At 56.1% G+C, this 8,401-nt stretch carries 8 protein-coding genes and 1 pseudogene; 7 read left to right on the top strand and 2 right to left on the bottom strand.

The features are described 5' to 3' along the window. The 6 genes and pseudogenes from KHU33_RS24515 to KHU33_RS24490 all read left to right on the top strand — a co-directional run. Positions 1–199 (top strand): annotated as a pseudogene (locus KHU33_RS24515) (acetyl-CoA carboxylase, carboxyltransferase subunit beta); the annotation flags it as partial. A 120-nt stretch (positions 200–319) separates the two neighbouring features. Further along, complete coding sequence (folC, locus tag KHU33_RS24510; RefSeq protein WP_211467894.1) at positions 320–1,630, top strand: bifunctional tetrahydrofolate synthase/dihydrofolate synthase; 1,311 nt, start codon at positions 320–322, stop codon at positions 1,628–1,630. A gap of 55 nt (positions 1,631–1,685) precedes the next feature. Then, positions 1,686–2,636, top strand: coding sequence for an SPOR domain-containing protein (locus tag KHU33_RS24505; protein ID WP_211467892.1), 951 nt, complete (start codon positions 1,686–1,688; stop codon positions 2,634–2,636). A gap of 68 nt (positions 2,637–2,704) precedes the next feature. Continuing rightward, a complete protein-coding gene (locus KHU33_RS24500) occupies positions 2,705–3,193 on the top strand; it encodes a CvpA family protein (protein ID WP_211467890.1) in 489 nt (162 codons plus the stop codon). Positions 3,194–3,296: 103 nt separating this feature from the next. Continuing rightward, positions 3,297–4,814, top strand: coding sequence for an amidophosphoribosyltransferase (gene purF / locus KHU33_RS24495; RefSeq protein ID WP_211467888.1), 1,518 nt, complete (start codon positions 3,297–3,299; stop codon positions 4,812–4,814). Between the two features lie 78 nt (positions 4,815–4,892). Beyond that, entirely contained in the window at positions 4,893–6,128 is a 1,236-nt protein-coding gene (locus KHU33_RS24490) for a cystathionine gamma-synthase family protein (protein ID WP_211467882.1), read from the top strand. A gap of 52 nt (positions 6,129–6,180) precedes the next feature. On the opposite strand, the gene KHU33_RS24485 is transcribed toward KHU33_RS24490, so the two are convergent. Together KHU33_RS24485 and KHU33_RS24480 are read right to left on the bottom strand one after the other, a co-directional pair. Continuing rightward, positions 6,181–6,762 (bottom strand): LOG family protein, encoded by a 582-nt coding sequence (locus KHU33_RS24485; protein ID WP_211467880.1) that lies wholly within the window; start codon positions 6,760–6,762, stop codon positions 6,181–6,183. After that, positions 6,762–7,427 carry a TetR/AcrR family transcriptional regulator gene (locus KHU33_RS24480; RefSeq protein ID WP_211467878.1) on the bottom strand — a complete coding sequence of 222 codons (666 nt, stop codon included), beginning with the start codon at positions 7,425–7,427 and terminating at the stop codon, positions 6,762–6,764. The genes KHU33_RS24485 and KHU33_RS24480 overlap by 1 nt, the downstream gene beginning before the upstream one ends. Before the next feature lie 240 nt (positions 7,428–7,667). Here KHU33_RS24480 and KHU33_RS24475 point away from each other — a divergent pair, with 240 nt between their 5' ends. After that, positions 7,668–7,859 carry a DUF1289 domain-containing protein gene (locus KHU33_RS24475; protein ID WP_211467876.1) on the top strand — a complete coding sequence of 64 codons (192 nt, stop codon included), beginning with the start codon at positions 7,668–7,670 and terminating at the stop codon, positions 7,857–7,859. The last annotated feature ends 542 nt before the right edge of the window (positions 7,860–8,401 follow it).

Here is an 8,401-nt window from a genome sequence, read left to right as displayed (position 1 = left end):
AAAAGCGCTGATCGGTTTTGCCGGTCCGCGCGTGATTGAGAATACCGTGCGCGAAAAGCTGCCTGAGGGTTTCCAGCGTGCGGAATTCCTGGTCACTAAGGGGGCCGTCGACATGATCGTTGACCGCCGCAAGATGCGGGAGGAAATTGCACGTTTGTTGGCGCTGTTGCAAGATCAGCCGGTCGAATCCATCGCCTGATGTAAATTCAGTCAGCCACGGCCTGAACTGTGATCGGTTCGGGCCTTTTGTTTTTTCAGGTCCGCGCTAAATCTGCAGGGATTTTTGAGCCGGCCATTTTTTGATTACGAGACTTACGAGATGCCGAATATCCCGCCCAAGCCGGTCACGCTGGCTGACTGGCTCGCCCTACTTGAATCACGCCATTTCAAAACCATCGACATGGGCCTGGACCGGGTGCTGCAAGTCAAGGAGCGGCTGCAACTGCAATTTTCTTGTCCGGTCATCATGGTGGCCGGCACCAACGGCAAAGGCTCGACCTGCGCCATGCTGGAATCGATCCTGCTGCGCGCCGGCTACAAGGTCGGCCTGTATATCAAACCGCATTTCCTCGATTTCAATGAGCGCGCGCGCATAGGCGGCGAATCGGCATCGGATGCCGCCTTGATTGCCAGTTTCGAAGCGGTGGAAGCGCAGCGCGGCGAGATTTCCCTGACCTATTTTGAGTTCACCACGCTGGCCATCATGCATTTGCTGGCAGCCGCCAAGCTCGATGTGGTGATCCTGGAAGTCGGCCTGGGCGGGCGCCTGGACGCAGTCAACATTGTTGACGCGGATGTCTCGATCGTCACCAGCATCGATATCGACCATACCGATTATCTGGGCGATACCCGCGAGAAGATCGGGTTCGAGAAGGCCGGCATTTTCCGTGCCGGCAAAGCTGCCATCTGCAGCGATCCGGTGCCGCCGCAATCACTGATCGATCACGCCAATGCAATCGGCGCCGATCTCTGGCTGCTGGGCCGCGATTTCAACTATACCGGCGACAAGCAGCAATGGAATTACGGCGGCCGCGGCCAGCGCCGCAACGCATTGGGTTATCCCAGCCTGCGCGGTGCCAACCAACTGTTGAACGCCTCGGCGGCATTGGCCGCGCTGGAAGCGCTGCGCAACCAGTTGCCGGTGAGTGCGCAAGAAGTGCGCAGCGGTTTTGTCATGATGGATTTGCCGGGCCGTTTCCAGGTCTTGCCGGGACAGCCGCTGGTGATTCTGGACGTTGCGCATAACCCGCACGCGGCGGCAACCCTGGCGCAAAATCTCGACAATATGGGTTTCCATCCCTATACCTATGCGGTATTCGGCGCCATGCTGGACAAGGATATCGAAGGCATCGTCGCGCAATTGAAGACCCGCGTCGATCATTGGTGCCTGACAGCGTTGCCGCTGCCGCGTGCCGCCAGTGGCGAGCAGTTGAGAGAACGTTTGCTGGAAGCCGGTGTCCATCCTGAGGAAGGGCAGGACGCGCAATCCAGCATTACCTGCTTCGACTCTCCCGCACAAGCCTATGCAAATGCGCTAAGCAGGGCAGGTGAGAATGATAGAATTGTGGTTTTCGGATCGTTCCTGACTGTGGCTGGCGTAATGGCAGCCAGAAAATCTGGATTTCACTGACGATTTATCAGCGGATATGACTTGTATCCGCTCACTAGCAAGCAAAATATATCGCATGGGTTTGTTCTCTTTTCTTCGCAAAAACAAGCAGCAAACCGACCCTGATCAGGGTGTGTATCGCTCAAAAGCCGATACCGGATTCAATCCCGGTGCAGAGCAAGGCGAGTTGCCGCTGCGCGCCCGTAAAGCCAAGGCGAGCAAGGCCGGCAACCAGTCGAACGAAGCGGTAGATCCGGTCTTGCCCGAAAAGAAGCGTGCCCGGCGGCGCCTGGTTGGGGCGGTAGCCCTGGTTCTGGCGGTGGTGATCGTGCTGCCGATGATCCTCGATTCCGAACCGAAGCCGCTGGCTGACGATATTGCAATTCAAATTCCTTCACGCGATAAGTCAAGCGCCAGCGCGGACGCCACTACCAGTGCGTCAGCCAGCGCGGCAGCATCGGTCAGCAATAGCAGCGGCCTCGATCAGCAGGAAGAAATAGTCGATCCGGCGAGCAGCACCCCTGTTGCGCCCGCTCCAGCCCCGGCTCCAATCCCGCCGGCAGCGACTGCCAGCAAACCGGCGGTATCCGCCAATACCGCAGTGACTGCAGCGCCAACGCCTAAGGTGGCTGCTGCTGTAGCGCCAGAGGTAGCGCCTAAACCGGAAGCCAAGCCGAAAGCTGAACCGAAACCTAAGGCAGAGCCAAGCCCGGTTGCGGAAAAGCATGATGATGCAGCGCGCGCGCGGGCGATTCTTGAAGGGCGCACCGAAGCAGCGCCGGCGGCCGACAAGAAACCGGCAAAATTCGTGCTGCAGGTAGCGGCGCTGGCGTCGCAGGACAAGGTCAATGAACTGCAGGGCAAGCTGAAAGAAGCCGGCATTCATTCATACACGCAAAAAGTCCCAACCACGGCGGGTGATCGCATCCGCATCCGCGTTGGCCCGTTCAGCAGCAAGGAAGAAGCTGAAAGAACGCGCGCCAAACTGGCCAAGCTGGGGCTGAACGGCAGTTTGATTCCGGGATAATCGCGAGCGGCTTGATTTCGGCCGCACCTGGCGCCACATAGGGCACTGATCAGAGATATGCAAGCAGCGTGACAATTTTCGACTATCTGGTGTTATTCGTACTGATCTGCTCGGTCGTGATCAGCACTTTGCGCGGTTTGGTGAAGGAAATCCTGTCATTGGTGAGTTGGGTCGTGGCCTTGGTGGTAGCCAACGCTTACGGTGAAAATCTGGCAAAATTGCTCCCCGACGTGATTCCAGGAAATGTGACGCGCTTAATCGTGGCTTTCCTGGCCCTGTTTATTGGCGTAAGGTTATTAATGATGTTGTTGAGCATGGCCCTCAATGCCGTGATCAAGGCCAGTGGTTTGGGGCCGGTGGATCATGGGTTGGGAGTCTTGTTCGGGCTGGCGCGGGGTCTGGTGATTGTGCTGGCGGCAGTCTTGGTATGTGGTGCTACGGCAATTCCGCAACAGCCTTTCTGGCGCGATGCGATGCTGAGCCCGATGGCGGAGACCGCTGCGCGTACCGCCATCCCCTATTTGCCGGGGGAGTTTGCCAGTCACTTGAAGTTTTGAATTTGCTTTACAGGATTTATGCAAATCTTCGCGGCACGGCGTGCCGAAGTTTGTGTCAGTCCCATTGAGTAGTCTCGGATTGTTTATTGTTTAGGAGTCCACCATGTGTGGCATAGTCGGCATCGCTTCCCAAAACCCCGCCAATCAGCTCATTTATGACGCTCTGTTGCTTTTGCAGCATCGCGGTCAGGATGCAGCGGGGATCGCAACCAATCACGGCAACGGATTTTTCATGCACAAGGCCAACGGCCTGGTGCGCGACGTCTTCCGTACCCGCAACATGCGCTCCTTGCCAGGCAACTTCGGCATCGGCCAGGTGCGTTATCCAACCGCAGGCACCGCCAGCGCAGAAGAGGCGCAACCGTTTTACGTCAATGCGCCGTTCGGCATCATCCTGGCGCACAACGGCAACCTGACCAATGCCGAGCAGCTGAAAATCGAGATGTTCAAAAACGATAGGCGGCATATCAACACCGACTCCGATACCGAAGTCTTGCTGAACGTGCTGGCGCATGAAATCCAGCAAGCGACGATCGGTTATTCGCTCGATCCTAGCGTGTTGTTCAAAGCTGTCGCGAATGTCCACAAGCGCGTGCGCGGCTCTTATGCTGTAGTGGCGCAGATTGCCGGCCACGGTTTGCTGGCGTTTCGCGATCCGTACGGGATCCGTCCATTGTGCATAGGTCTCAACGAAACCGACAAGGGTACCGAATACGTTATCGCCAGCGAGTCGGTGGCGCTGGAAGGCCTGGGTTTCCGCTTCCTGCGCGATGTGATGCCTGGCGAAGCGATTTTCATCGATATCGATGGCCAGATGTATAACCAGCAATGCGCTGACAATCCGACTCTGAATCCCTGTGCTTTCGAATTCGTTTACCTGGCCCGTCCGGATTCGATCATCGATGGCGCGTCGGTGTACGCAACCCGCCTGAAAATGGGTGAGTACCTGGCAGACAAGATCAAGCGCGAGTTTTCCAGCGGCGATATCGATGTGGTCATGCCTATCCCTGACTCGTCGCGTCCAGCCGCGATTCAGCTGGCGCTCAAGCTGAATATCGAATACCGCGAAGGTTTCATCAAGAACCGTTACATCGGCCGCACCTTCCTGATGCCAGGGCAGGCGATCCGCAAGAAATCGGTACGCCAGAAACTCAACGCCATCGGCTCCGAGTTCAAGGGCAAGACCGTGCTGCTGGTCGACGACTCGATCGTGCGCGGCACCACCAGCCGTGAAATCGTGCAAATGGCGCGAGATTCCGGCGCCAAGCGCGTGATCTTTGCCTCGGCTGCGCCGCCGGTCAAGTTCCCTAACGTCTACGGCATCGACATGCCGACCCGCGGCGAACTGATCGCCTACGGCCGCAGCGACGAAGAAGTCTGTCGTGAAATTACCGCTGATGCATTGGTGTATCAGGATATCGACGCCCTCAAGCGTTCGATTTCCGACGTCAATCCTTTGCTGAAGAATTTCGAAGCGTCATGCTTTGACGGCAACTACATCACCGGCGATATTTCGCGTGATTACCTCGATCGCATCGAGTTCGCACGTAATAATCCCAAGCCTGAAAGCGAAGATGCGGTGCGTTCGCAGTTGAATCTGAGCTTGGCGCAAGTCGATTAATTGTCGGCTAGCGAAGCAGGGTGGGCACAGCTGTCCACCCTACGCACGCCAAAGTTCCTAGATAAGTATTGATCAAAAATGACTGAAAAATACGGCTTCACCACTACCATCCTGCACAGCGACAGGCAGAAAGCCATCGAGCATGGCGCCCCGCATAAGCCGATTCACACCTCGGTGACCTGGGGCTACAGCGATGCGCGTCAGCTGGCCGAAGTATTCCAGGGCAAGCAGTCGGGCTATCGCTATGGCCGCCAGGGCAATCCGACAGTTGCTGCTCTCGAAGATAAGGTAACGAAAATGGAGGGGGCTTACGCCACCGTCTGTTTCGCTTCCGGCATGGCGGCCATCGGCGCGCTGGTGCAAGCTTTGCTGCGCGAGGGCGATCATGTGGTGTCGTCGGTATTTTTGTTTGGGAATACTGCCAGCCTGTGGCAAACCTACGGCGGCCAGGGCGGCAAAGTGAGCATGGTCGACGCTACCGATGTAGCGCAGGTGGAGGCAGCATTGACGCCGGCGACGCGGATGGTCTTTGTCGAAACCATTGCCAATCCGCGCACCCAGGTTGCCGATCTGAAGCGCATCGGCGCTCTGTGTCGCGATCGCGGTATTTTGTTCGTGGTCGATAACACCATGACTTCACCCTATCTGTTCCAGCCCAAAACGGTTGGGGCCGGATTAGTGATCAATTCTCTGACGAAGTCGATCGGCGGCCATGGCAATGCATTAGGCGGCGCGGTGAGCGATACCGGCTTGTATGACTGGAGCCGTTATCCCAATATCCTTGATGTCTACAAACGCAATCCGCCGGCGCAATGGGCTATGGCGCAGATCCGCGCCAAAAGCTTGCGCGATTTCGGCGCCTCTCTGGGGCCCGAGGCGGCCCATCATATCGCCGTGGGCGCTGAAACCATGGCGCTGCGGATGGAGCGTAGCAGCGCCAATGCGTTGGCTGTGGCGCAGATGCTGGAAGCCGATCCACGGGTTGCAGCGGTGTATTACCCGGGCTTGAAATCACATCCGCAACACGCCTTGGCAGCCGACCTGTTCCGCTCGTCGGGTTATCTGTTCAGTTTTGAGTTGAAGCAGGATGTCGATTGTTTTGATTATCTGAACCGGCTGAAGCTGGCGATTTCCGGCACGCACCTGGGCGACAACCGAACCCTGGTCATCGCGGTTGCCCATACCATTTTCTATGAGATGGGAGCAGAGCGCCGCGCCGCCATGGGCATCAGCGAGTCGCTGATCCGGGTGTCGATCGGGATTGAAGATACGGCAGACCTGGTGGAAGACTTCAGGCAAGCGCTGCAGGCTTAGTATGGCAGGGCTATAGAGCGGGGTGGCGCCATGTGTCCACCCCGTTTGCATTTCAGATGGTATTGCGATCCAGCCATTTCGGTACGTGATGCGGCACAAACGATTTGAACCGTTGCAGCAAGTCTTCAGCCTGTGCTTCCGCTATCAGGATTTCCGCTTGCTCGCCTTTCAGGAAGCGCTGCGACACCATGTGCTGGATGAACTGCAGCAAACCGTTGTAAAAACCATCGACGTTCAGCAAGCCGATCGGTTTCTGGTGAAAGCCCAATTGGGCCCAGGTAAATACCTCAAACAACTCTTCCAGAGTGCCTATGCCGCCCGGCATCGCGATAAATCCATCCGATAAATCGGCCATCATCGCCTTGCGTTCGTGCATGTCCTTGACGATATGCAGCTGCGTCAGTCCGTTGTGGCCGAGTTCTTTTTTCAGCAGTGCCTGTGGGATAACGCCGGTGGCCTGGCCGCCCAGGCGCATAACTTCATCGGCAATGATTCCCATCAGGCCGACATTGCCGCCGCCGTATACCAGCGCGATATTCTGCTCGACCATCGCTTGCGCCAGTTCGCGCGCTGCTTGTGCATAGACCGGCGTAGCGCCAGGAGAAGAGCCGCAATAAATGCAGAGAGATTTCATCAGACGTTGCTTTGCAAATATTTGGTTTTCAGTTGTTCGAAGTGGATAAGCGTTTCGCCGCGCAGATAGGGCTGCATCAGTGCCAGCACCTGGTAGCAGCCGCTCGCCAGCGCATGTTCCACTACCGCCTGTTCGGTGTATTGGCGCGGATTCAATACGTACTGGTAAGACAGCCAGTAACTGGCTACCACCACCATGTTGGAGGCCAAAGCATCGATCTCGGCCGGGCTGGCCTGCAGCGCCTGATCTTCATGCAAGCCTTGGCATAGTTCTTTGACTACCGCTATCTTGTGGCCGAAGATTTCCTTGAAGTGGAGTTCCAGGGTGCGGTTGCGCGACAGCAGATCGTTAAGGTCACGATAGAAGAAACGATAGCGCCAGATCAGCTGGAACATGTGGTGCAAATAATGCCAGACGTCGTGCATGGTGGGGCGCTGTCCTTGCGTCATGGCCAGCATGCGGCTGATTTCTTCTTCGAACGTGACGAAAATCGAATTGACGATATCGTCCTTGTTCCGAAAATGGTAGTACAGATTTCCCGGCGAGATTTTCATCTCGTCGGCGATGATGGTGGTGGTGATGTTGGGTTCGCCGAACTCATTGAAGAGCCGCAACGACAGATCCATAATTTTTTCGCGGGTGCGACGCGGCGCCTTTTGCTCCATAACTTGTTTTCTTTCTGATATCCAGTCCGCAATTCTGTTTTACCGATTGGTAAATATGCTTAGTGAAGATTGTATATTGCTTCGCGCCGATCGTCGTAAATGTATTGCTGAAATGATAGTAGTCACATTTCCCTGGCGGAGCACAGATCGCTGTATGCCATCCTGCCGCTGTTATAAAATGGAGCGCCCGGCAGCGCCTGGTGTCAATCGCCGCAATGCCGCATATTTTTAAAGGTCAGCATGTCAGAGTCTCCCCCGCAACGTCCCGATACCCCCTGTGTGGCTGTTTGCTCCACCACTTTCGACGATGTATGTCGTGGTTGCGGCCGCACAGTGAATGAGGTAGCCCATTGGGTTTTCATGACCGAGGAAGAGAAAACCAAGGTGTGGGAGCGGATTACCGCCGACGGTTATCCGCGTCGCCAGGGATGATGCCGGGGCGCCTGAGGCGCTAATTAATTATCGCCATGACCCAGCGTATCCCGGCTGTGCCAGCGCCCGTGATCGGCGGCCTGCGCAGATATGGGAACCTATCCTATACATCCTGCGGCGCCGGTCACCAGGATAGTGTTGTTTTTGATCGTCAAAATGACTGTAATTTATTGGGGTTGATCGGCTTTCGGCATTATTTTTCGTATTTTAATGCTAAAGCATACCGTAACTTATTGTATATTCCGGCGTAAAAACCGCCGTTTCATGAGAGATTACGAGTAAATGTTAAAGATCGTAATACTGTGTGATTAAGCAAGTTGCTATGTGGCATATACCTTATAATTCCGCGCAAAATATAGAAGTTGCCGTCGGCTCAACGCCCTAGAGCCTGTTAATAATTGATTTGTGAGTGCGAACGCGCGGCAGGCGTTGCGTGCCTAGGCGGGGCGACGCGACGTAGCGGTGCTACGGCAAGGAGCTGCAACAACGGCATGCGACGCCTGCAGCCGTTCCCGGAGGGTTCCAACCAAAACGTGCGCTGG

This window comes from Collimonas silvisoli, from assembly GCF_018305005.1.
Taxonomy (GTDB): Bacteria; Pseudomonadota; Gammaproteobacteria; order Burkholderiales; family Burkholderiaceae_D; genus Collimonas; species Collimonas silvisoli.
This window is presented reverse-complemented; position numbering and strand designations above follow the sequence as displayed.